Annotated in this window: 24 protein-coding genes and 1 tRNA gene; 13 read left to right on the top strand and 12 right to left on the bottom strand. The window is 38.2% G+C overall.

Features of this window, described 5'->3' with window-relative positions:
- Positions 1–234 precede the first annotated feature (234 nt).
- Positions 235–2133, bottom strand: coding sequence for a tape measure protein (locus JMN32_RS05075; RefSeq protein WP_202855208.1), 1899 nt, complete (start codon positions 2131–2133; stop codon positions 235–237).
- A gap of 125 nt (positions 2134–2258) precedes the next feature.
- On the opposite strand from JMN32_RS05075, the gene JMN32_RS05070 reads away from it, so the two are divergent.
- Positions 2259–3221: a hypothetical protein gene (locus JMN32_RS05070; RefSeq protein WP_202855207.1), complete on the top strand. Its 963-nt coding sequence runs from the start codon at positions 2259–2261 to the stop codon at positions 3219–3221.
- The gene (locus JMN32_RS05065; protein ID WP_202855206.1) at positions 3214–3993 is read left to right on the top strand and encodes a hypothetical protein; all 780 of its coding nucleotides are present in this window, start codon (positions 3214–3216) and stop codon (positions 3991–3993) included. Before JMN32_RS05070 ends, JMN32_RS05065 begins: the two co-directional genes overlap by 8 nt.
- Before the next feature lie 1028 nt (positions 3994–5021).
- Here the strand turns inward: JMN32_RS05065 and JMN32_RS05060 are convergent.
- From JMN32_RS05060 to JMN32_RS05015, 10 genes are all read right to left on the bottom strand, one after another.
- On the bottom strand, positions 5022–5660 hold the full coding sequence (locus tag JMN32_RS05060; protein ID WP_202855205.1) for a hypothetical protein: 639 nt from the start codon (positions 5658–5660) through the stop codon (positions 5022–5024).
- A 7-nt stretch (positions 5661–5667) separates the two neighbouring features.
- Positions 5668–6030, bottom strand: coding sequence for a hypothetical protein (locus JMN32_RS05055; protein ID WP_202855204.1), 363 nt, complete (start codon positions 6028–6030; stop codon positions 5668–5670).
- Positions 6031–7263 carry a hypothetical protein gene (locus tag JMN32_RS05050; protein ID WP_202855203.1) on the bottom strand — a complete coding sequence of 411 codons (1233 nt, stop codon included), beginning with the start codon at positions 7261–7263 and terminating at the stop codon, positions 6031–6033. It lies immediately after the preceding gene.
- Positions 7260–7544: a hypothetical protein gene (locus JMN32_RS05045; protein ID WP_202855202.1), complete on the bottom strand. Its 285-nt coding sequence runs from the start codon at positions 7542–7544 to the stop codon at positions 7260–7262. The genes JMN32_RS05050 and JMN32_RS05045 overlap by 4 nt, the downstream gene beginning before the upstream one ends.
- Positions 7541–8146: a Clp protease ClpP gene (locus JMN32_RS05040; RefSeq protein ID WP_202855201.1), complete on the bottom strand. Its 606-nt coding sequence runs from the start codon at positions 8144–8146 to the stop codon at positions 7541–7543. Before JMN32_RS05040 ends, JMN32_RS05045 begins: the two co-directional genes overlap by 4 nt.
- A gap of 8 nt (positions 8147–8154) precedes the next feature.
- The gene (locus JMN32_RS05035; RefSeq protein ID WP_202855200.1) at positions 8155–8811 is read right to left on the bottom strand and encodes a hypothetical protein; all 657 of its coding nucleotides are present in this window, start codon (positions 8809–8811) and stop codon (positions 8155–8157) included.
- A 64-nt stretch (positions 8812–8875) separates the two neighbouring features.
- Positions 8876–9115 (bottom strand): hypothetical protein, encoded by a 240-nt coding sequence (locus JMN32_RS05030; protein WP_202855199.1) that lies wholly within the window; start codon positions 9113–9115, stop codon positions 8876–8878.
- A gap of 9 nt (positions 9116–9124) precedes the next feature.
- Positions 9125–9379, bottom strand: coding sequence for a hypothetical protein (locus JMN32_RS05025; RefSeq protein ID WP_202855198.1), 255 nt, complete (start codon positions 9377–9379; stop codon positions 9125–9127).
- 260 nt (positions 9380–9639) lie between these two features.
- Complete coding sequence (locus tag JMN32_RS05020; protein ID WP_202855197.1) at positions 9640–9807, bottom strand: hypothetical protein; 168 nt, start codon at positions 9805–9807, stop codon at positions 9640–9642.
- Between the two features lie 470 nt (positions 9808–10277).
- On the bottom strand, positions 10278–11384 hold the full coding sequence (locus JMN32_RS05015) for a hypothetical protein (RefSeq protein ID WP_202855196.1): 1107 nt from the start codon (positions 11382–11384) through the stop codon (positions 10278–10280).
- Between the two features lie 480 nt (positions 11385–11864).
- Here JMN32_RS05015 and JMN32_RS05010 point away from each other — a divergent pair, with 480 nt between their 5' ends.
- From JMN32_RS05010 to JMN32_RS05000, 3 genes are all read left to right on the top strand, one after another.
- Positions 11865–12137 carry a hypothetical protein gene (locus tag JMN32_RS05010; RefSeq protein ID WP_202855195.1) on the top strand — a complete coding sequence of 91 codons (273 nt, stop codon included), beginning with the start codon at positions 11865–11867 and terminating at the stop codon, positions 12135–12137.
- 106 nt (positions 12138–12243) lie between these two features.
- Positions 12244–12486 carry a hypothetical protein gene (locus tag JMN32_RS05005; protein ID WP_202855194.1) on the top strand — a complete coding sequence of 81 codons (243 nt, stop codon included), beginning with the start codon at positions 12244–12246 and terminating at the stop codon, positions 12484–12486.
- Positions 12477–13730 carry a tyrosine-type recombinase/integrase gene (locus tag JMN32_RS05000; RefSeq protein WP_202855193.1) on the top strand — a complete coding sequence of 418 codons (1254 nt, stop codon included), beginning with the start codon at positions 12477–12479 and terminating at the stop codon, positions 13728–13730. Before JMN32_RS05005 ends, JMN32_RS05000 begins: the two co-directional genes overlap by 10 nt.
- A gap of 40 nt (positions 13731–13770) precedes the next feature.
- On the opposite strand, the gene JMN32_RS04995 is transcribed toward JMN32_RS05000, so the two are convergent.
- Positions 13771–13844, bottom strand: a tRNA-Met gene (locus JMN32_RS04995).
- A gap of 196 nt (positions 13845–14040) precedes the next feature.
- On the opposite strand from JMN32_RS04995, the gene JMN32_RS04990 reads away from it, so the two are divergent.
- The 8 genes from JMN32_RS04990 to JMN32_RS04955 all read left to right on the top strand — a co-directional run bounded on the left by JMN32_RS04990 (position 14041) and on the right by JMN32_RS04955 (position 22768).
- Entirely contained in the window at positions 14041–14436 is a 396-nt protein-coding gene (locus JMN32_RS04990; protein WP_202855192.1) for an START-like domain-containing protein, read from the top strand.
- 56 nt (positions 14437–14492) lie between these two features.
- Positions 14493–16427 carry an LptF/LptG family permease gene (locus JMN32_RS04985; RefSeq protein ID WP_202855191.1) on the top strand — a complete coding sequence of 645 codons (1935 nt, stop codon included), beginning with the start codon at positions 14493–14495 and terminating at the stop codon, positions 16425–16427.
- Between the two features lie 81 nt (positions 16428–16508).
- Positions 16509–16784, top strand: a complete 276-nt coding sequence (gene rpsO, locus JMN32_RS04980; protein WP_202855190.1) for a 30S ribosomal protein S15 — start codon at positions 16509–16511, stop codon at positions 16782–16784.
- A gap of 105 nt (positions 16785–16889) precedes the next feature.
- Entirely contained in the window at positions 16890–19025 is a 2136-nt protein-coding gene (gene pnp, locus JMN32_RS04975) for a polyribonucleotide nucleotidyltransferase (RefSeq protein WP_202855189.1), read from the top strand.
- 88 nt (positions 19026–19113) lie between these two features.
- Positions 19114–19977: a sigma-70 family RNA polymerase sigma factor gene (locus JMN32_RS04970; protein ID WP_202855188.1), complete on the top strand. Its 864-nt coding sequence runs from the start codon at positions 19114–19116 to the stop codon at positions 19975–19977.
- Between the two features lie 155 nt (positions 19978–20132).
- Entirely contained in the window at positions 20133–21083 is a 951-nt protein-coding gene (gene trxB / locus JMN32_RS04965) for a thioredoxin-disulfide reductase (RefSeq protein ID WP_202855187.1), read from the top strand.
- A 303-nt stretch (positions 21084–21386) separates the two neighbouring features.
- On the top strand, positions 21387–22049 hold the full coding sequence (locus tag JMN32_RS04960) for a SatD family protein (RefSeq protein ID WP_202855186.1): 663 nt from the start codon (positions 21387–21389) through the stop codon (positions 22047–22049).
- On the top strand, positions 22046–22768 hold the full coding sequence (locus JMN32_RS04955; RefSeq protein ID WP_202855185.1) for a DUF3307 domain-containing protein: 723 nt from the start codon (positions 22046–22048) through the stop codon (positions 22766–22768). The genes JMN32_RS04960 and JMN32_RS04955 overlap by 4 nt, the downstream gene beginning before the upstream one ends.
- Positions 22769–22799: the final 31 nt, after the last annotated feature.

Below are 22799 nucleotides of genomic sequence, written 5' to 3'. Positions count from 1 at the left end.
AATAGTAACTTCTAGCTCTAATGGATTAGTTTGCCTCCATTCGATCAAATATGGTAATTTATTGTATTTAATATGAAGGTGCTCTCCGTCGTAAATGTTATATATCATAATACAAAGATAGAAGGTTGATATCTTTTGTTTTTGAAAAATTTATATAAAACCGATGAAGGTTTAAGCGTAATCAAAGTGTCAGTAGAAAATGGAGAACAATTAAGTGAGGAAAAGAGTACTTAGTTAACTACTATAACTTATTTCCACGTCCTGTACAACTTCAAGTAAAGCCTTTGATAACTTAGCCTTAACTGATTCAATGTCACTACCATCATTCATGACAAAGTGATTGTCTTTCATAAGAGCTTCAATGCTAATGACAATTGAGTTTCCACCCGTTGAATTGCCATTGTAGTTTTTGACGGAACCTTTAGAAGCTTCTTTATCTGCAAGAGTAGGAGAACTGGCATTTGGCAGGGAAGTACCGGGAAAATCGCTAATATCTACTGGAGTCATTTTACCAGGAGAAAGGAAAGAGGGTAAACCTATTTGTGAATCCTTAGCATCTTTAGCAGCTTTCTGAACGGTATCAGAAGTAACAACTTTGTTTATGGCATTAAATGCCAGCCCAGCTGGTGAAAGATTAAAAGCAGCTTTACCAATTTCTTTGGCTGCACTTAAATATTCTCCTTTTTGAATTAGATCAATTGCCGATAATAATGGCTTTAATTGATCAAATAGAAAACTCTGAATTCCAGACCAAGCGTCTTTAATTGCTCCTATGGGGTCAGTAAATACTTTGCCAATTCCAGAGCCGATTAACTGAATGGCTCCCCATAATCCACCCAAGACCATACGAAGCTTCTCAGAGTAGTTGTAAGCCCAAATGAAAGCTCCTACAAGGGCTCCTATGGCCACAACAAGTAGCCCGATAGGGTTAGCGCTCATTACTGCATTAAGTACGGCCTGAGCGATTGTCCAGGCTTTAAGAGCTACTACTGCAGCGAGTATACCAGCGGTAACAGGAGCTAAGAAGCTCCAATTTTCTTTTACAAAAGATATCAATCCGGATATCCAGTTGGTGGCAGTTTGGAAACCTCTACCTAAAAGGTTTAGAACCGGGTCCAGCCTGTCAACCAAACCAATCCCCCATTTGACCACCTTTTTAAAAGTTTCACTTAAGGTGCCTTCTGAGAATTGGGAGAACTTCAATTGTAACTTACCAATGAATGTACTCCAAAGTCCGGATAGTGTTTTGCTTTGTCTGGCCATCATATTGTGAAACTTGCCGCCCTTTGATGTGGCATGTTCGAAGGCCTGAGTAACCATATCAGCAGAAATAGCTCCTTCGGACATTTCCTCTTTCAACTGTGCCATAGACTTACCGGTCATTTTGCTCATTTCTTGAAGAGGGTTAAAACCTGCATTTATCATTTGCAAAAGGTCTTGTCCCATGAGCTTTCCGGCGCTCTGCACCTGACCAAATGCCAAGGCTAACGACTGAAAGCGCTGAGCATTTCCCCCGGAAACATCTCCAAGCATGTTTAATGAAGGTAACACGCGGTCCTGAGCTAATCCAAAGTTCAGTAGCAGTTTACCGGCATCGAATAATTGCTTATTCATAAATGGCGTTTTATTGGCCATGTTATTTATAGCATTTATCATATTATTTGCTTGGTCATCGCTGCCAAGCATGGTTGAAAATGCTACTCTTGTTTGCTCTAAATCTGCTCCTGATGAAACAAGTGATTTCATCCCCTGGAATCCAAGGAAACCACCCGCCAGAGCTCCTAAATTCCCAAGCCCTAAACCCACACCGGCACTGGCACCGCCTCTTGCCCTTGGCTGTGCTATGGAGGAGCGTTTTACTCTATTAATCCGATTCATGATGCGATCCATCATGCCTTCGGTTGTCTTAAGGCTTTTGTTGAGTTGTTTAATTCCGGAGGTGCCCTTATTCATACTCTGGAATGAGCGTGTTAGGGAATCAACCTTTCTGGATGTGCCCCCAATTCCCTTTTCCAGACCTTGTGTGACCTTTTGAACCCTGGCAACGTGCTTGGTTGCATTGGCTGCAAACTTGGCTAAGGCAGATGATCCCAGGTCATTTACCTTGATATTAAACTGTACTGTCTCGTTCACGTAATCTTGCTTCTTGTCTGATTAAGTATAGTAAATGACTTAGCTGGGGGTTTAAGGGTTTAAAGAAAGCAAGTATGTTTCTTGTAATTTATTTATCTTAAAGGTTGTATCTATTGTTGTCTTTTATGGATTTAATTTTTCAGTTTGGCGATGTGTATCCAGTTAGTGGAAACTCCTCTTTTTTCGAAAATCTACTTATCGCTGTTATTGGGGCTGTTATAGGTTCTGGGGCGGCTATATGGATTTTTTACCAAACATTGAAATCTGATAGAAAGAAATCCAGAAAGCTAAAAAATCAGAGAGATGAAGAGCTGTTGCGATATTTTTGTGCTTTGCTTAGGAACATATTAAAGTTTACTAATGGGCAGAAGCAGGATTATTTAAATTTTGCTAAGGCCTTGGAGGCAAAGCCTTATGAGACCCATTTAGTAAGATATCGGGTTAATCACGACATAAGGCGTGTTCAAAAAATGAATCAACATGAGATTTATCAAGCTTATTTAGACCAGATGGGATCGAAAGATACCGACATCAATAGATTTACGGCCATTTATTCTAATTTAGACTTTTTAGATGTCCTAATAGATGCTGCCAGAAGTGAGAATGAGCTGGGGCAGAAGCATATAACAGAAAGAAGATTTCAGTATAAGAATGAGGCGGAAAAATTATTAAATTACGTAGGTCTTTTTATTGAGAATATAAGAAAGTCGAATCTCGAAACATATACCGAAATACCTGTATGGGTGGCGTTGAATCAATTATTAGGTAGTTATCATATTAAACGTACAGATGCATCAAGTCTAACCTATGTCCAACAAGCTTTTGTAAAACCTGTTGGGCATACGATAATGAACGATTTTAGGGATTTGCCGGAGTGTACAGAAATTATGCAGTTAGTCAAGAAAGCGACACACACCTTCAGTAACATCAAACTTGATTCGTCTGAACTTGCTAATTCATTTCAAGAATACTATTCGGAATTTAATAAAATAGAAGACGAATTACGTACAAAATCTAATCAGCTTCTTCGAAAATATTCGGTAAAGTCAGAGGAACAACTTGCAATTTTGAACATAAATAATGAGTAAGCGTCATCTATTGTTATTAACAGGACTGGTTATTTGCTGCATCGGTTCAGTTTTATTTTTATCCAAACCAGCCCTCCATCCCTTTTTTGATTTATCAAATTCCGGCCCTATTGGAGATACAATTGGTGGTATTACCGCACCTATAATTAATTTGGTTGGGGCAATACTCGTCTACATATCATTTAAGGCGCAAATTGCAGCTAATAAGGTGCAAGAAAGAGCTATAGATGGAGAAAGGAATCGGAACCGCCAACAACAAAACTTTAGCAGTTCATTAAAGCTTCTTGAATTATGCAGAAAGGAATTTGATGATTTGACATACAAAAGTGGAAAGAATCAGATAGAAACTGGGCAAGATTCGCTTAGGCAGTATATAAATAAACTAAAAACACCTAATAGTGACGAAGTTATTCATAAAACAGCTTATCATTTGTCATTATATGCATCGGTAAACAAGCTTAGCATGTTAATGAAGCGTGTTAGCAAATTGGAGATGTTCAAAGACGACAAAATATATTTGGCATTGTTGATTCAGGACTTTTATTATTATTCATATGGGCACTATTACGGTTATCTTGCAGATGCTGTTGAAAAGAGGCTAGCTATGCTGGAAAAGAAGCTTAAAAATTCTGTTGTTGATGTTAAAGACCTGGATTATCTCACTGCAGAAAGCCAATTAACGCTTTTTAGAAATATTTTTCTCGATTTAGTAACAAATTTTCACGAACTGGATTCACAAATACAAGAATGGCAAAACGAACGCAAAAATTAAATAACTCCAGTTTCCCTCCCAATCCTAAGCACCATATAAATGACGGCACCAACAAAAAAAGCTAAAGCATATAAAACTATTTCATTTCCCATGACCTGAAAATACGAATTTTAAAATGGTAATCTGGGTGGGGAGTCGTTTTTCTTTACATGTCTATGTAAAATAGCAGGAGTCAGAGGATTTGAAAAGAGTAATAAAAGGTTATATTTCCTATCGGCCATGGGTGGGGCCGGGGTCAATTTTTTCTACCAACGAAATAATATTCTGAATGACGTTTTTTCTTCTCGAAGTCTGCATTCTTTCCATAAAATTATACTCGCTGAAGTAATTATTGTCTAATACTTATATAAGCCTGCTAAATAATGATCTCTGAAATAGTACAATGTTTTAACTATCTGATAATCAATTTATTATTTTGATTCAATTGTTCAATAATTTTTAATTATGTTAAGTAGAATTTAAAATCATTGCACTCTTATCATTTCTTGAACGGGCGTTTAAGTAATGATAAATTTATTAAAAACAGAATATTATTTGGTGAGTGGTGTGGCTGCCGGTGGGAGGGGTGTTTGCTCAGATATTTCCTGGTAATGGTATTTATTAAATATCTGTCCTGTGGATTCTTATACCTTAAACCTGATGCCTCCGCCTCAAATTGCCTCAAATATTCAAATAAGGCACACTCTACTCTTCTAACGGTCTCAACCACACCCCCTGAATTCGTTACAAATCATTACTGCTTACAGAGGCACTGGTTTAGTGTATCTTTATAGTGTGTTTTCTCTATGTGTTGTATTTAAATGGAGATTTTTCATGCTTAGTATCTAAGAGTATTTTTAATTTTAAGATTACCAATTTATTACCAGGTGCTAAGAAAATTGGTTTAGCCTTAATATCTATTTAGAAGTTGAAATGAGGCTTTTATGCACTAGGAGTGGTTTGGTTGGATGTTACTATTTTTTACCACCTAGATTCGATTATATCAGATAATAAAAAAGGTCCATGTAGTGGGTCGTTCTCGAAACTTGTTAATCACTTTCGGGGCGATCAATTGCTATCTTAAATAATCCATTTTCAATTGCTTCACGTAATTCTTTACTGTATGCCCGGCTGATTGGTGTTATATTGCGTATCGCTCCCTTTGAATCGATAACTATCAGGCTTCCGTGCCCTGCTATCTTTAAAGCGCTACACGCTAGTTCTTTAGCTTCTTTGCTGCTGTCAAGGTCATCTATGGTAATATCCGGATTAATACTAATTAAAAGGTCTGACAGGATATACTTATCTTCAAATGTCTCCTCCTTAAAATCAATCATACTTTGCAATTTGTCTAAAGTCAATCGTTTCTCCTTCATGACTTCTATCCGGTCTTTTACTGATTTCACATCCTCTTTGTATATTCTATCCAGCTCTTCAATATTTTGCATTATATGTTGAGCCGCAGTTTCATTGGTTACTTTCTTTTTCTGGATATATTTTTTTGCCTCATCTTTCGCAAGAATGACTTTGCAGTACGTATTGATTGAACTGTCCTTGACATCTTCGACCTCTTCTCCAAATGCAAGGCGATAGCACTTCACCTTTTTAGACGACCTAAGCCCCTGACTTAGGTAATAGTCAAGGAATTTTTGTTCATTGGGAGAGAGTAAGGTTTTGGTATCGCTCATGAGCCTATTAGATGTTGTTTAGTTGAAGTTTTAACAAATTTGTTTTAATGCAGTCGTGATTTTTCTTGGACAATTGATTTCTGGCATTGCGGAACCCAACATCAAGAGTTCTTGTGAGGAACCAAGCTAATCCAGCTACCCGAATATATCTGTCGTTGGCGCACTGAAGAGCTGAGTTATGAACGAATACCAGGAACTCATCAAAGGAGCTGTCCTGGTTAAGACCAGAGGCGTTGTAAAGCGTCTGGAGTCCCTTAATAACTTCCTTGGAATACTTAAAGCCATTCATGTGTCCTTTTGTCTTATAGTAGTCAGCGCATTCATTGAATAAGCAGAGTACTAGGTCTACAGCATGTTCATTTATTCTCATTTATACAGTTTTTATAATGAACGCCAATGTGTAAAAAGGTGGTCGGTTTTCGTGTGCATGGCCCTGGCCTGTATTGCCCATTGACAATGTGTGAATGTGATTACCTCCATTACCTATTGTAACTGTGTGAGTGTGATTACCGACACTGTTAATCGTAATTGAGTGATTATGATATCCATTAGAGCTTGTTGCCACAACTCCATTTCCTGATGATGTACCACCCCATTCCCCAGGAGTATAATCGGTTCCATCCGGCGTGTGATATGGATCATTATTAACCGTGTGACTATGCGTACCTCCATACCCGATTGATCCTGTATGACTATGGCTACCGGCACTACCAGTTGAGGCATTGTGAATGTGATTACCGGCACTCTCCATGCTTATATCATGCTTATGGACTGGTAACTGAGCTTCAGTTAATGTCACCTCCTTTTCTCCACCAGTCTTTCCTATAGCATCGTAATCATTATCATTAGGATCGTAGCCAACTATAAATTTACCTTTAAGGTTTGGTATGGTCTGACCGTTAACTGCCGCCCTGCCATCGCATAGCACCCAACCAGAAGGTATTTCCGCAATTGCTCCAGACCACATGCCAATAAAACCTTTTGGCGCCCCGTGGTTAACTACATGATCTTTTACCGCTTTACTGGTGGCCAGGTCTGAATGGCTGTCAGTAACCGTAGTTTTAATTGCCGTCACTTTTTGCCCAGATGCCCCGAACTTAAAGCCACTAACTGTTAAATCTCCCTGAAGGGTTAAATTGTTCTGTACAGTCTGGGTGGTAGTAAATGGCGTTAATAATACCACCTTACCTCCCAATACATCCTTTACGTATCTTCTTGCATCTGTTGTCCTTGATATACGTAGTGAATTTGATCCACCTAAACTGGTGTTAGAAAGAATTGATCCATAGGTACGACTTGATACCCTAGAAACATTATCAAAATATTCTTTACTTTCTTCAGTGTCACGTACATTAATAAATAAGTCGCTTGTGAGGTCGGTATTTGTGGCTCCATCAAATCTTCTGATCCTATTTCCTAACCATACATAGCCGGGGGAAACATTGTAAATATTACCACTGACCGAAGTTATATTTACCCCGGTGATTACAAAAGGATCTTCAGTCAGGTAAAATGATTCGAAAGATTTGGATAAGGCCTGTAGAGCCTCAAAATCCTCATTAAATAACTTTCTTCCCCCTGTATTAAAAACTAGTTCTTTCATAATAATATCATTTCAATACCCTCACTATGATTATATAATGTGCCAATTGCTGGTTCGCACAGGCTTGCGGCGTCATTATCACCCTGCATCTTCCGCAATTGTCGTTGAACACTTGGTCTAGCCCAAAAGCCAGAATTAACAATGTCCAATTCACTATTCTTCAATGAGGTGTATTTACTGAAAACCTCAAGCAATGCCTTTATTTTGTTATACCCATGATAGACATGTAGCTTTAAAACATTCATTTCAAAGGAGGTAAGTTCTTTTTCTTTATAGATCATATTCTAATTTGAGTTAAAAGATTACTACTTCGGGATTCTATGTCCGACAAAGTAGCCGCCATGCCCGGAAGAGTTCTTTGACTTGACGTTTGATGGGGAAGCGTTATTATATTAGAGACAATTCCCATGTCGAGAGCTTGTTGAGCATTATACCACGTACCGTCACCACCGGTTGCACCGGCCATTATTTTCATGATTTGGCTTTTATGTTTACCCCAGCGCTTAGCATACAGTGTGGCAATCTGTCCGGCATATATTTTTACTTGTGGACTGGAATGTTCAGTGACTTCTGTTGGATCGAATGGATTATGAATCATCAATGAAGCATGTTCCATTATCACGGCTTTGTCGGCTGCTGCCATGACTGTAGTTGCCATTGATGCCGCAACTCCAACTACAATTGCGGTAGTTGGAATTTTGGAATTCATTACTACATCAACCATTGACCATCCATGTAATACCGAACCGCCAGGGCTATTAATTCGAATATAGATTTTATCGGGCTTTTGAGCTTCAAGCTTTTTAAATTGTTGAACAAAGCCTTCAGAGCATGCTCTGTCAATTGTTCCTGTTAAATTAAGTTCGAGTACTCGTTGTCTCATAGAGTCTTTTAATAGCGTTCTATCAAATGAAGATTTACTTCTACCTGTCCAATCTCAGTTGATTGATATGCATTCAATAAAGTCTGGTTAAAAATCTTTTCAATGGGAGGGAAGGGGCCTTTAAAGGCTTCACTTAACATTTCGTTAATATTTTCTTCCAGCGCTTTTAATATGCTGTATCTCCTGGCGGCATCACCTTTAAATACTTTACCAGTTGATCTGTAAATACTATCTTGAGAAAAAACAAAAGTATTATTTGAGACTGTTATGTAAGCTAGAGCATCATGTAAACTGAAGATTGAATCAATTGTGCTAATAGTCTCTTTTGGTAGTTTTAGGCGATACACCTTCAAGGCTTCTGCTATACTAAATTCAATGTTCGGGTCATTATTATATTTCGAATTAATATAGATTTCATTGATTTTCGTCAAAAATGAATTGGTGTTACTTGTGGGTACTCCCGTACTTTCTAGCTTAATTGCCCCTTTAAGCATCCCTAAAACAAATTCTTTATTTAAATCAACACCATCAAGTAACTGTAATGAGTCATATACTTTAGAAATCAATTCTGTCAGTAATTGACACTGCTTGATTTTCTGTTCAACCTTTTTTTTGGTTTCTGGTGTAATTACAATTATCTCTTCTTTTTCTGTCTCTTCTTGCATGTTATAAACTGTTAAATCTATTATAATTATTGTCGTATTTTAAAGCAGTACTCTACTTACTGCTTTAAAATCCTATTAATAGCTTTTTAAGTGCATCCAGGGTAGCGGGAATAGAAATGTTCTGAGGCGATCCTGATGTGTTATCTGTGATAGATGTAATATCCGTGATGGAGGTGATGATAATATTTTTCTTATTCTCAAATTGAAGCTCCAAACCAGACGGTATGTTCGTTACTTCCGCGAATGGCAGCTTGAATATTCTGCTGTCAAACTCGATGTACGATTTGTTGAATTTTATATCCATTCTCCTAATTTACTTTTCAATAATGGCTATGCTATTCGTTATATCCTTCTCAAATTCTGATAGCCTTTCCAGTAGGTTTCTTTTATAAGACTGATAATCAAATTTGTTTAATATCCTTGCTGCGTGTGCTCTGTTGTATTTGTATGGTGGATTCCCTAATTCCTGCTTGGCCAATTCGACTGCTCTAGCCACGCTAGCTCCATGGAAGATTTGAAAGTATATAACTCTATACCAGAAGTTCTTTATTCTTATCTTTTCATTCATATGTTACATTCATCCTTAAGAAAACCTCAAAGACCTTACAGGGTCAATGAGGTATCAACCAAAAAAACAATCATGTTAAAATCAAATAAGTATAGTAAAAACGATAGGGGGGAGGTTACGACATGTTGCCTCTTTTTTCTCAAAATGTGTAACATCTGAAAGGGAGATAGATTGTTTAGCAGGCAATCAAAACCAATTCGAATCAATAAAAAAACCGACCTCCATGAAGCCGGTTCTTGCAAGATTTAATGAAACAGTTACTAATATAAATCTAATCTTTGACCAGTTCCCTTATGAAAGGCTATGGTGGTCTCAATGCCATCTACATTAATCAGTATAAGCCGCATATTGATAGTCTCTTGTATTCGAAACGATAGTCCCAAATCTTTCAGTCTTTCTAATAACTCACTTTCTGTCTTTGCCTCCATGTTTAAGTATAGTAAATTATATCTACCCTTGGTTAAACCTTTTCGTTCTGAGTGGTCCTCACGATTAACCAGTATTAAACATCTTAGTTCCCCACGATTAACCGGTATTCTTACATGGTTTGACTGAGAGATTCTATATAGATTAGTCTGAAGTGTTCATTTAAAGTGCTTTTAACTTATTAGTTATCTCTGGATACAATACTGGTTAATCGTGGGGAACCTCGTTTAGAATACTGGTTAATCGTGGGGACAAACTATATCTGAAGATTTCACTTTAAATTTTAGCAATGTTAAAGTGCGAAAGCACCCTATTGTTTTGGTTACTTTTATTAAAAGTAACTATCCTCTATAGTTAGCTTTATTCGTAGCTTTACTAGTAGCGTTACTATGTGGGAACTTTTCTTCAACATGAGGGAAGTTTTGTTCAACGAATAGGGAACTTTTGTGCAACACCTAAGAACTTTTCTACATCAGATTATAGACCAAGCCGACTCTATCTCCTGCAGATCAAAAGAGGTTTCTCTTGCGATCTCGAAAGGCTCCATGCCCTCCTCCTTCAGCTCTCGTAGTTCGTCCAGTTCAGTATCAGACAAACCTATCAATATGCCAGCGATATTTTTATTTTTCTCATCAGTCACAGCACTTAAAATCTTATTCTCGATCATAAGAAGGATTTCATCAAGTTTTTCAGGTGCTATATTGCTTTCGACTTGATTCTTTACGGATTCAATGAGAGTGCTTAAAACTTCACTTAAGGAATTTTTTTTAGAGTCATTTAAGGCCTGCAGTTGCCTTTCAAGCATCTCGATCCTTCTTCTCAATTTCAAGTTTTCATCTTCTAGCTCATTTATTCTGGCTAATGCCTCAATGTAATTATCCATCAGACCAGTCATTAGCCATGTCAGATTAAACAATCGCTCAGAGCTGGTTGGGTTTACTGCAATTATTCCTCTGCGTTCAAAATCTCTCATTATTCTGCCAACTGTATGTTCGTCATACCCCGTTGCAATTGCGATTTCTCTGTTGTTCAGAATTATTACATCTCGCTCATTTAGAATGAACGGGACTATTGAAATAATAAACTTCTTATCAGCTAATGTTAGCTTATCAGTTAAAAGCATTTTTTTTGTGATCTCTTCATAGCCACTTGAATTCAATTCTCGCTCTTTAATAAATTCAATAAGATGACCACCATCTACATAGCCGTGACATTTAATAATACCCCTGGATTCAAGTTCTTTTCTCCAATTCTTGACCGTTTTACGGTTGACAATGTTTTTATCTGATGAGTATATTTCTGAATAACATTCTTTTAGATTAGAACTTTCCAAAAATGTATCGGCTACTACTGCCATGTTTTTGTATTTACCTTTAAGTCGCCTCCAGCACTTAATTACAGCGTAATAAAATATCAAACTTGGTTGCCCCTTCAGCTCAGTTTCCATCAATTGTCTTTCAACTTTGCTAAATTGTCCGAATAATTGTTTTAACCCTGGATCGTAATACTTGTCCAGCGTTTTGAAACCATCTACACCAACTTTCCCTCTCACTTTTTCAATTTGTCCATTACTTCTCATATCATTCCCCATAATTAGTGATTAAAAGGATGCTAAACTCAGGTTGATCCGCGCACCATGGTGCCCACGAATAAAGTATCCTTGTATTTTTTTTCTTACCTACCAAGGGATCAATCTTGGTTATATTTTTCACTCTCTTTCAATTTACAATAATAGCGATATTATTGAATAAGTGCAATTATTTTTCTTGCGTCAAAATTTCTAAAAATTATCAATAGATTATTTTAAGGCCGTTTTACAATATTTTTTAATAATATTGTAAATCGAAATAAAATTAATAATCTTGTTTTTATTATAAAATTATTCTCCATATAATTGTGTCATCGGATGATTGCGATAACATCCTTAAAAAGAACACACGAAAAAAATATCAACAAAATGGGTCGATTACCTCTGTAATGTCTGGGCTTTTGTGTTCTCCCGGGCTATCGCAATTATAGTGGGTGGTCGACCATTTGGCTTTAAATAAGAACACAAATTATGACTGAATTTTTCTTTCAATTTATCGACGATGAGTTAGCAAAGGAGCACTCAGATAATCAAACAGTAACAGACCTTAGTCATGATATGGTCATGGCATATGGGGCATTCAAAAGTATAGATAACGAAGTTTTCAGGAGCCAAGCTATACAGGAAATGAAGAACCTTGGCGAAATGGCTTTAAAGACAATGGGAGATGCAAGAAACTTGCTGTTAAGTGTGAGACCCGAAAGGAGGGTTAGGAATGGGGTAGTTGATTGGGTGATGGAGTGAATCGCGCTTTAACCTTTTTAAATATTGATTATAAAACCGGGACTAAGAGCCCGGTTTTTTTATGTGTGAAGTTGAATAAGGAGCAGCCTACGGAGGGGCTGAAGAAATGAATGGGATCGAATACTATCCGGTAGAGGTGTTGAGAAAGGAGTATAATTGGAAGGATAAAAGAACGATAATAGGTAATTTACAAAAGCTAGGGGTAAGAATTATTAGAAAGGGTGGTAAAGCCTGGTTTTCAGTGAATGAGCTGAATAGAGCCTTTACAATAGAGGAGAAAGTGAGGAAAAAAATGGGGTATCAGCCTAAATCTGAATTTGCAACTTTAGATTATAGATTATGCGATTAACGTTACCGGCCAAATACAAGCGAACTGGGTTACACGTATGGTGCAATACCTGCAAAAAGGTGGTTACAAAGAGTCCATGCAGGCGTGTTGGGCATAGTATGGTCTATCAATCGAGAGTTTGGAATCCAAATACTAAACAAGCTGACCTTATTAAGAGTTGGAGTAATTTGGATGTTGAGGATGCATATCTGCATCATCAGGAATGGAAGCAGCTTCTTGTTGAGAATGAATACGATATAAGCGCTATACAAGCGAATTATAATGAGGAAATAGGTGAGTCCCCTCAAAATCTGGATCAGGGTATTGCGTGGTATTTAGATTACTTAAAAGACTTGAACGTTGAAGAATTTGAAAAGAAGAATCTAAGTGAAGATTATATCCTTGAACAGAAACGATTTATAAATCGATTTCGTGAGGCATTGATTCAGAAAGGAGTTAAGATAAAATCCTTCCAGTTGAATAAACGTCACCTTGGTATCTTTCATAATTACCTGGAAAATAAAGGGTACGCGAATAAGACCTACAATAAGCATATTGTTGGACTTCGTACCATGTACAATGCTTTCATTACAGAAGGCTTTACTGAAAGTAATCCATTTAACCGGATAACTCAGAAATATACTGTAAACAACCCAGATATTGTTTACGAGGAAGAACTGGAGCAATTGTTTAAGGTGATTTCATATGACAATGGTTGGGCTCAGGTAGGGAAGACCAGAAGGAATTTCTATCGGCCATGGCTCAGGAATGCGATCCTTTTGGCGCTCTACACTGGTGAGCGCAGAGATGGGGTGTTTCTTTTGAAATGGCAACACATAGAAGAGAATTATATTAAGGTTCCAAACTTTAAAGTGAATAGAAAGCAGAAGATTGAGGATCATCACTATCTGCCAATAACTGAAGATGTAGCATCTTTCTTGTTGACACTTGAAAGAGGGGGAGACGATGATTATATTATAGAGCCATGCCATGCAAACCGGCAAACATTAAAAGATCAATGTTCAAAGGCCTTTTCGCATTTTTGGTCGATAGCTGGATTCAACACCAGGAAAGAATTTAAGGCGTTGAGGAAAACACTGGAAACAAGATTATGGGATATGTTGGGTGATAAGTCAAAGGCTCTAAAGAGGCATAAAAATTTGTCTACAACAATTGATTTTTACCTGGGGCAAAAGCAAATAATGGAGCAGCTTCAGGGGCAAAAGCTGTTTGGATTTCTGTCTGAACTTAACACCAAAACTTAACACCAAATGAAAAAAGGCACTCGAAAGTGCCTTTTTTATGTAGCGAGGACGGGAGTTGAACCCGTGACCTCAGGGTTATGAATCCTGCGCTCTAACCAACTGAGCTACCTCGCCATTTTTCTCAGTTTTGCTTCTTATTTATGTCTCTGATTTTCATCGCGAGACAGTTGTATTTCGCTTAACTGTTTCTCAAATGGAGCGCAAACTTACTAATAATGATTTATTTTTACCAAATACTTTTTAAATTTTTATTTAAATTGGTCGTTTCATAAAAATGGCATATCTTAAATCAATTCTTAACGCGCTGGATATGAGTAGACATTTGTTTACAACAGACTTTGAAATCAATGCGTCAACAAAGATGTTATATCCTTATCTGAGTACAGCCAGCGGCCTTGCACAATGGATGGCCGATGATGTAACAGTTGATGAGGACAAAGTCTATAATTTTATTTGGGATGAGGAGGATCATAGAGCCCGAATGGTTTCTCACCGTACAAATCACTATGTTAAATTTGAATTTCTTCCGGAAACCGACGAGGAGAATGATGACCCTGCTTACTTTGAGCTAAGGTTGGAAATGAACGAGTTAACTCAGAGTGTTTTTATCAAAATTACTGACTATTCAGATATGGATGATAATGACGAACTTTATGATCTCTGGTATAGCCTGGTCGATAATTTGAAAGAAACCGTTGGAGGTTAAATCAATTCTGATCAGTATTCCGTACTTTTGGCTTCTTTTTTGATGCGCGTAGTGTGATGAAGAAGTTAGACAAATTAATTTTATCCTCCTTTTTGGGGCCTTTTTTCCTTACGTTCCTCGTAGTGGTGTTCATATTACTCACTCAGCATATGCTGAAGTATTTTGATGACATCGTTGGAAAGGATCTTGGGTGGGATGTTCTTGCTCAGCTTTTTTTCTATTTTGCTGTGTTCATGACCCCTATAGCTATACCTCTGGCAGTGCTACTATCTTCTCTCATGACGTTTGGAAACTTAGGGGAGCATTTTGAGCTTACTGCTATTAAGAGTGCGGGGATCTCCCTGCTCAGAGCACTACTTCCAATATTTGTCTTTGTTTTGGGGCTCACAGTGCTGGCGTTTTATTCCAATAACTATTTTGTGCCCAAAGCAGCGCTTGAAGCATATAGTTTGCTCTATGATATCAAGCAAAAGAAGCCTGCCCTTGATTTGAAAGAAGGTACCTTCTATAATGGGATACCTGATTTCAGCATTAAGGTCAATAAAAAACATGAAGATGGACACACCATAGAGGATGTGATTATTTACGATCACCGCAATCAGAACGGAAATAAAAATGTAACCCTGGCTGATTCCGGGGCCATGTACACTATAAATAATGATAGGTATCTGAAGCTTGTTTTGTTTAGGGGCCATTCTTATGAGGAGGGATCAGGTACATCCAAAGCTACAACCAATAAAAAGGAAACTTTCAGAAGAGCTCAGTTTGACAAGAGTGAATTTGTGCTCGATCTTTCTTCTTTCGGGCTGGACAGAACGGATAAAGATCTGTTTAAAGGAAACCGAATTATGCGTAACCTTTCTCAGCTTACTGGCGATGTAGATTCCGTTGGGCATGAGATCATGGAGAAGAGGCTGCAGGTATATTCAGAAGTGCCTTATGCATTTTATTATCACTTACGAGAGGATAGTATATCAATGCCACGAGAGCTAAAGGAATTTAAAATCTATAATGATAGCTTGGCGGCTGCCAAAGAGCGTTTGGAGTTGGTTAGAAAAGCTAAAGAAGATAGCATAAAGCAAGCCTCCGCTAAGGAGGTGGAGAAGAATGAGGAAAATCCGTTGACAACGGATAAAAAGGCGATCAAAGCACACGAAGAAAGGCTTGCGTCTGCAAAGGATAAAAATAGCCCTAAGAAAAAGCTAGATAGTGCCCCAAAGAAACAAACCCCTAAACCTGTAGTCAAGCCTAAAAAAATAGTGGTGGACAGCAAAGCATCTCAGGCCGAGAGTGAACAAAAAGTTTCTAAAAAACAAATGTTAGCCGATTGGGAAAAGTTGAAGACGAAATCCGAAAGGGATAAAAATGTAGGTGAGGTTGATCCTGAGAGTATTAGGCCTATGAATGAAAATGATGAGAAGTTAGCTCAGCAACAGGAGGAGGTAAAAGATACTGTAAAAATAAAGACAAAAGCAGATATTGTTCATGAACTGATGACCGATGAGGGTAACAGGGATGATGAACGTGAACTTCAGAGTGCTTTAAATATGGTGAGGCAGACTAAAAGCAAGCTGCAAACCAGTAATCAGCGTATAGAACGACTGATCTACGAACAAGACACCTTTGATGTGCAATGGCACAAAATACTTTCCAATTCCATGGCCTGTATAATTATGTTTTTAATAGGAGCTCCACTCGGTGCTATTATTAAGCGGGGAGGCCTTGGTATACCAGTTTTAGTTTCTATTATTTTCTTTATCATTTTCTATGTTGTAAGCATGATGGGAGAGAAGTGGGCTAAGCAGGATGTGATTGAGCCTTTTGTTGGGATGTGGGCTGCAAATGCTATTTTACTTCCTGTTGGTCTTATTTTTCTGAGGCAAGCCCGAAATGATGCCAGGCTCTTTGAGTCCGATTTCTACAATGTAATGATCGATAAGTTTAAAACCTGGTTTGGCAATAGAAAAAAAACGAAGTCAGATCATAAGTAATATTTGGTAATTACACGGTCGCTTGATACCTTTGCGCTTTATTTAATAATTACACATAACATAAACAAAATTTAACTAAGCATGTATTTACCATCAGAGAAGAAACAAGAGTTGTTTGAGAATCATGGTCGGTTAAAGTCAAAGGCAGATACAGGTTCTCCTGAGTCTCAAATTGCACTTTTTACCTACAGGATCAGCCATCTTACAGAACATATGAAGAAGAACAAGAAGGACTACTCTACTCAACAAGGTCTTTTAAAGCTTGTAGGTAAGAGGAGAAAATTATTAAACTTCTTGCACAAAACGGATATCGAAAGATACAGGGCTATATTAGCTGAATTAAAACTTAGAAAATAAAGAAAAAGGGAATCCACGGATTCCCTTTTCTGCCTTTATCCCGGAAGGTGCTTTTTGCACGAGCGAGTCAGCCTACCTAACTATTATTTTAAACAAAAAGACAATATGCAATTTAACGTTATTAACAAAACTATAAACTTACCTGATGGGAGAACCATCACTATAGAAACCGGTAAATTGGCTAAACAAGCCGACGGTTCTGTAGTTGTCAGGATGGGTAACACCATGCTGCTAGCCACTGTAGTATCAAGCCCTGAAGCTAAAGAAGGAGTTGACTTTCTTCCTTTATCAGTAGATTACCAAGAGAAATTTGCCTCATCCGGGAAAATACCTGGCGGCTTCCTGAAAAGAGAAGGTCGTCTTTCTGATTACGAAATATTGATCAGTCGATTAGTTGATAGAGCTATTCGCCCTATGTTTAACGATGATTATCATGCTGACACTCAAATAGCTATATCACTTATTTCAGGTGATGAGGATGCACTTCCAGATGCTCTTGCAGCACTTGCGGCTTCTGCAGCACTTGCAGTTTCTGATATCCCTTTCAACGGACCTATTTCAGAAGTTAGAGTGTCAAGAATTAATGGAGAATTCGTTGTAAACCCAACATTATCTCAAAATAAAGAGGCTGATCTTGATCTGATCGTTGCCGCTACCATAGATAACATTCTGATGGTAGAGGGTGAGATGAAAGAAGTTTCAGAAGACGACATGCTTGAAGCTATTAAAGTGGCTCACGAAGCAATTAAGGTACAATGTCAGGCTCAGATTGAGCTTACTGAAGAGGTTGGAAAAACTGAAAAGAGGGAGTACAGCCACGAAAATGACGATGAAGAACTTAGAGCTAAAATGCAGGCAGAGCTTTATGATAAGGCCTATGCTTTAGTGAAAGCTCAGGGGTCAAAGCATGAGCGTTCTGAGGGGTTCAAAAATTTAAAAGAAGAATTCATTGAGAGCTTACCTGAAGATTATGAGCTTGATGAGTTTATGTTCGCACGGTATTTCAAGGCTATTCAAAAAAATGCCAGTAGAAACCTTGTTCTTGATGAAAAAGAAAGACTTGACGGAAGAAAACTTGATCAGGTTAGGCCAATAGCTTCGGAAGTTAACTTTTTACCTTCAACGCATGGATCTGCATTATTTACCAGAGGTGAAACACAATCGTTAAGTACGGTTACTCTCGGTACTAAAATGGACGAGCAAATGATTGACGGAGCAATGTTTGAAGGCTCTAACAAATTTATGCTTCACTATAACTTCCCAGGTTTTTCAACAGGAGAAGTAAGGCCAAACAGAGGTCCGGGTAGAAGAGAGGTAGGTCATGGTAACCTAGCCTGGAGAGCGCTTAAAGAGGTGCTTCCTGAAGAAAATCCTTATACGATTCGTGTAGTTTCTGATATCCTTGAGTCTAACGGTTCATCTTCAATGGCTACAGTTTGTGCCGGTTCACTGGCGCTTATGGATGCTGGTATCCAAATCAAGGCACCTGTATCAGGTATAGCCATGGGGATGATCTCTGATAGTGAATCGGGTAAGTTTGCAATCCTTTCAGATATCCTTGGAGATGAAGATCACCTTGGAGATATGGACTTTAAAGTAACCGGAACTGAAAAAGGTATCACTGCTACTCAAATGGATATCAAAGTGGATGGTCTTTCTTATGATGTTTTAAAACAAGCTTTGGAGCAGGCAAAAGCCGGTAGACTTCATATTCTGAATGAAATGAAGAAAACCATTGCTCAGCCTAATGCAGATCTTAAACCAAGCGCACCTAGGTCAGAGGTACTTACTATCGAAAGGGAAATGATAGGTGCAGTTATCGGACCTGGCGGAAAAGTGATTCAGGAAATACAGAAGGAGACTGGTGCTACTATCGTTATCGAAGAAGTGGATAACAAGGGAGTAGTAAGTGTATTTGCTGTTGATAAAGATTCTATGAACGAGGCATTGAAAAGAATAAAGGCTATCGTAGCAGTACCTGAAGTAGGTCAGGTTTATGATGGTAAAGTTAAGTCAATCATGCCTTTTGGTGCTTTTATTGAGTTTATGCCAGGAAAAGATGGCTTGTTACACATCTCCGAAATCAAGTGGGAAAGAGTAGAGAATATGGAAGGAATAATGGAAGTAGGGGAGGAAGTAAAGGTGAAATTGGTTGAAATTGACAAGAAAACGGGTAAATTTAGATTATCTAGAAAAGTACTGTTGCCAAAACCAGAAAAAAAGGAGCAGAGCAGTAATTAATTCTGCTCTGACTTTTGTCATTTGGAACTAAATTTTATAAAATTGGTGTTTGCGTAATGGTCGATAGTGAAAATTATAAATAACCTGAATGAGACAGCTTAAGATTAGCAAGCAGATTACGAACAGAGAGAGTCAGTCACTCGATAAATATCTGCAAGAAATTGGTAAAGTCGATTTATTAACACCAGATGAAGAAGTAGAGCTAGCTCAGCGAATTAGAGAAGGAGATCAATTAGCACTTGAAAAACTGACCAAGGCAAACTTACGTTTCGTAGTTTCTGTAGCTAAGCAGTATCAAAATCAAGGGTTATCACTTGGTGATTTGATCAATGAGGGAAACTTGGGGTTGATAAAAGCGGCTCAGCGATTTGATGAAACACGTGGTTTTAAGTTTATTTCATATGCGGTTTGGTGGATTAGACAGTCTATTCTACAAGCTTTAGCCGAGCAATCGAGAATCGTTCGATTGCCTCTTAACCGGGTAGGGTCATTAAATAAAATCTCCAAAACATTTTCTGAACTTGAGCAAAAGTATGAAAGAGAGCCTTCGCCTGATGAGTTGGCAGAGGTGCTCGAGGTAACTACTGCTGAAGTTGTAGATACCATGAAAATTTCGGGCCGCCATGTGTCTATGGATGCACCGTTTGTTCAGGGAGAGGAAAATAGTCTGCTGGATGTTTTGGAGAATGATCTGGAGGAAACGCCAGATTCAGAGCTTATGAACGACTCGCTAAGGAGGGAAGTACAACGTGCGCTATCGACACTTACTCAGCGTGAAGCAGATGTAATATCTTTGTACTTTGGTCTTAATGGTGAACATTCTATGACCTTGGAGGAAATAGGAGAAAAGTTTAACCTGACAAGGGAAAGAGTAAGACAAATAAAAGAAAAGGCAATTCGTAGGCTAAGACATACTTCCAGAAGTAAGGCCTTAAAACCTTATTTAGGATAACTATGATTGCATAAGCAAAATCAATTAGGTCTCATTAGTAGTGGGGCCTATTTTTTTTAGTTTTGTATTGTATATGACAAATGATGAGATACGGAGGATGTAAACTTCGGGATCGTTACTTTTGTTAGTTGGAAGGAAAAACAGAATTAATAATAATGACACAAGAAAAAACTAAAGTACTGATTATTGGATCCGGACCTGCTGGATATACCGCTGCGATTTATGCTTCCAGGGCAGGGTTGAAACCAATTATGGTAACTGGTGGTCAGCCTGGTGGGCAATTGACCACTACTAATGATGTTGAAAATTACCCAGGTTATCCGGAAGGTATTAACGGGCCTCAAATGATGGTTGATTTTCAAAAGCAAGCAGAAAGGTTTGGTACTGATATTCGTTATGGTTTAGCCACAGCAGTTGATTTTTCAGGTTACCCTCATAAAGTAACGATTGATGATAAGTATGAGATTATTGCTGATACAGTAATTGTATCAACGGGTGCTAGTGCAAAATACCTGGGATTACCATCTGAGGAGAAGTATTATAATAAGGGTGTTTCTGCATGTGCGGTTTGTGACGGATTTTTTTATAAAGGAAAAACTGTCGCTGTAGTAGGTGGAGGAGACACTGCAGCTGAAGAAGCTACTTACCTGGCAAACCTTTGCCCTAAAGTGTATCTCTTGGTGAGAAGAGATGAGCTTCGTGCTTCTCAGATTATGCAAAATAGGGTAAAGAATACTAAAAACATTGAGATTCTTTGGAACACTGAGACAGAAGAGGTATTGGGTAATGAGGAAGAGGTAACCGGAATAAGGGTCATAAATAACCAAACTAAAGAAACCAGAGAACTTGAGGTGCAAGGCTTTTTTGTAGCTATCGGACATAAGCCTAATACCGATATTTTCAAAGGTGTTTTAGATATGGACGAAGTGGGATACTTAAAGGTTCAACCAGGTACTTCCAAAACGAATATTGAAGGAGTTTTTGCGACCGGTGATGCTGCTGATAAGGTGTACAGACAAGCAGTGACAGCTGCTGGTACAGGTTGTATGGGAGCTCTTGATGCAGAGCGCTTTTTGCAGGCAAAAGAGATGGAAATAGCGGAATAAGATTTAGCACATATATAGGATGATAAAACCCGGCCTGTTCAGCCGGGTTTTCTTTTTATTAATAATTTACACCTTTGGTACATGAGGGGGGCTATTGTTATAATAGTTGTTAGTTTAGATACCGCTGATCGGTTGTTTTAATAGCTATATCCTTTTAATGTTATTTTTACCTCATATAACTCTGTAAGGTTATTTTTTAATATCAAAAGCAGTTTTAATAACCTTTTATGGTTATTTTTTATATTTATAACCTTTTGATGTTATTAATAATAGGCTATCTTAGAATAATCAATTTAAACGCTGATGGTAGCTGTAGTTACAGGAGATATAATAGCATCGAAAAAAATAGAAGAACGGGCTCAACTTAATGAAGTATTGAAAAGTGCTTTTGATATTGTCGATCATAAGGTACTCAAACGAACAGGTTCCTTTGAAATATATCGAGGAGATAGTTTCCAGGGAGTTATAGAAGATCCGTCAAAGGCTTTGTTGGTGGCTATCCTTATCAGAGCCAGGTTACGGGCATGGAATTATGCTGGTGCTAATGGCACGAAACCACTGCATGACCTTCCGGATGCCAGGCTAAGTGTTGGAATAGGTACGGTAAGTTATAAAGCCGATAAGGTTGTAGAATCTGATGGTGAGGCATTTCAGTATTCAGGTCTGCTTCTGGATTCTATGAAGCAAGCCGGCATAGAGCTCGCGATTCGTACCCCGTGGGATGATGTAAATGATGAGCTTGCTGTTGTTTGTAAACTTTTGGATGCCATTATTAACCGATGGTCTTCGGCAATGGCCGAAGCCGTCTGTTTATATCTTCAGGAAGAAGCTACCCAACTGGAACTTTCTACTAAATTGAAGATTTCCCAACCTGCAGTGCATAAAAGGTTGGCCTCGGCAAATATTGATGCAGTGCAAGCTGCTCTAAACCGATTTCAAAAACTTATTATCAGGAACCTGAAATGATAGCGTCTATTGGAATTCTGCTAAGATTACTCATTGCCCATTTGATAGGAGACTTTTTCCTTCAGCCCAAAGCCTGGGTTAAGGATCGTAATAAGAAACATTTAAAGTCGTCGAAATTGTACCTACATGCTTTGGTGCACGCCAGTTTAGCCTGGTTGGTGTTATGGGATATCAAACATTGGAAGGTAGCAATAATCATATTTGCATCACATCTATTGATTGATCTGTTTAAGTCGTATCAGAGAGGGCGCAATACGTTGTGGTTTATTGTTGATCAGGCCCTCCACGTTGTAATAATTTTGTGTGTATGGAGATGGTTATTGGTGGAGGACTTTAAGCTGGATATCATTGCGATGATTTCCGATACCAAAAGGCTTTATGTGATTGCCGCTTTTGTTATACTCTCCAGACCGGCTTCAATATTTATAGGAATAGCGACCCAAAAGTGGAGACAGGAAGTAGAAGATGATAAGAAAAAGACCCTTAAGGACGCTGGGCTGTGGATTGGCGTCATAGAGCGCTTTTTGATTCTTATTTTTATACTAGCCAAACAAGATGCTGCTATTGGGTTTCTTTTAGCAGCAAAATCAATATTCAGGTTTGGGGATTTGAGAAAGACTGAAGAAAAGAACCAGACTGAGTATCTGGTTATTGGTACATTCCTGAGTTTTGGAATGGCAGTAGTCGTTGGCTACTTGTTACGCTTGGTCGGAGTTTAGAAGTAATGCTCACTTCCTGTTACAATATTTA

Origin of the sequence: Fulvivirga marina, assembly GCF_016775155.1 — a bacterium.
GTDB classification, from domain to species: domain Bacteria; phylum Bacteroidota; class Bacteroidia; order Cytophagales; family Cyclobacteriaceae; genus Fulvivirga; species Fulvivirga marina.
The sequence above is the reverse complement of the archived record's forward strand: the minus strand, read 5'-3'. Positions and strand labels throughout refer to the sequence as shown.

Bases quoted from the DNA above. Each gene is read 5' to 3' on its own strand.
- JMN32_RS05055 (WP_202855204.1), bottom strand. From the start codon at position 6,030: ATGAGAATAAATGAACATGCTGTAGACCTAGTACTCTGCTTATTCAAT.
- JMN32_RS05060 (WP_202855205.1), bottom strand. From the start codon at position 5,660: ATGAGCGATACCAAAACCTTACTCTCTCCCAATGAACAAAAATTCCTT.
- JMN32_RS05015 (WP_202855196.1), bottom strand. From the start codon at position 11,384: ATGAGAAGTAATGGACAAATTGAAAAAGTGAGAGGGAAAGTTGGTGTA.
- JMN32_RS05070 (WP_202855207.1), top strand. From the start codon at position 2,259: ATGGATTTAATTTTTCAGTTTGGCGATGTGTATCCAGTTAGTGGAAAC.
- JMN32_RS04955 (WP_202855185.1), top strand. From the start codon at position 22,046: ATGATAGCGTCTATTGGAATTCTGCTAAGATTACTCATTGCCCATTTG.
- trxB (WP_202855187.1), top strand. From the start codon at position 20,133: ATGACACAAGAAAAAACTAAAGTACTGATTATTGGATCCGGACCTGCT.
- JMN32_RS04960 (WP_202855186.1), top strand. From the start codon at position 21,387: ATGGTAGCTGTAGTTACAGGAGATATAATAGCATCGAAAAAAATAGAA.
- JMN32_RS05065 (WP_202855206.1), top strand. From the start codon at position 3,214: ATGAGTAAGCGTCATCTATTGTTATTAACAGGACTGGTTATTTGCTGC.
- JMN32_RS05050 (WP_202855203.1), bottom strand. From the start codon at position 7,263: ATGAAAGAACTAGTTTTTAATACAGGGGGAAGAAAGTTATTTAATGAG.
- pnp (WP_202855189.1), top strand. From the start codon at position 16,890: ATGCAATTTAACGTTATTAACAAAACTATAAACTTACCTGATGGGAGA.
- JMN32_RS04985 (WP_202855191.1), top strand. From the start codon at position 14,493: ATGAAGAAGTTAGACAAATTAATTTTATCCTCCTTTTTGGGGCCTTTT.
- JMN32_RS05035 (WP_202855200.1), bottom strand. From the start codon at position 8,811: ATGCAAGAAGAGACAGAAAAAGAAGAGATAATTGTAATTACACCAGAA.
- JMN32_RS05040 (WP_202855201.1), bottom strand. From the start codon at position 8,146: ATGAGACAACGAGTACTCGAACTTAATTTAACAGGAACAATTGACAGA.
- JMN32_RS05030 (WP_202855199.1), bottom strand. From the start codon at position 9,115: ATGGATATAAAATTCAACAAATCGTACATCGAGTTTGACAGCAGAATA.
- JMN32_RS04970 (WP_202855188.1), top strand. From the start codon at position 19,114: ATGAGACAGCTTAAGATTAGCAAGCAGATTACGAACAGAGAGAGTCAG.
- JMN32_RS04990 (WP_202855192.1), top strand. From the start codon at position 14,041: ATGAGTAGACATTTGTTTACAACAGACTTTGAAATCAATGCGTCAACA.
- rpsO (WP_202855190.1), top strand. From the start codon at position 16,509: ATGTATTTACCATCAGAGAAGAAACAAGAGTTGTTTGAGAATCATGGT.
- JMN32_RS05025 (WP_202855198.1), bottom strand. From the start codon at position 9,379: ATGAATGAAAAGATAAGAATAAAGAACTTCTGGTATAGAGTTATATAC.
- JMN32_RS05010 (WP_202855195.1), top strand. From the start codon at position 11,865: ATGACTGAATTTTTCTTTCAATTTATCGACGATGAGTTAGCAAAGGAG.
- JMN32_RS05045 (WP_202855202.1), bottom strand. From the start codon at position 7,544: ATGATCTATAAAGAAAAAGAACTTACCTCCTTTGAAATGAATGTTTTA.
- JMN32_RS05000 (WP_202855193.1), top strand. From the start codon at position 12,477: ATGCGATTAACGTTACCGGCCAAATACAAGCGAACTGGGTTACACGTA.
- JMN32_RS05005 (WP_202855194.1), top strand. From the start codon at position 12,244: ATGAATGGGATCGAATACTATCCGGTAGAGGTGTTGAGAAAGGAGTAT.
- JMN32_RS05020 (WP_202855197.1), bottom strand. From the start codon at position 9,807: ATGGAGGCAAAGACAGAAAGTGAGTTATTAGAAAGACTGAAAGATTTG.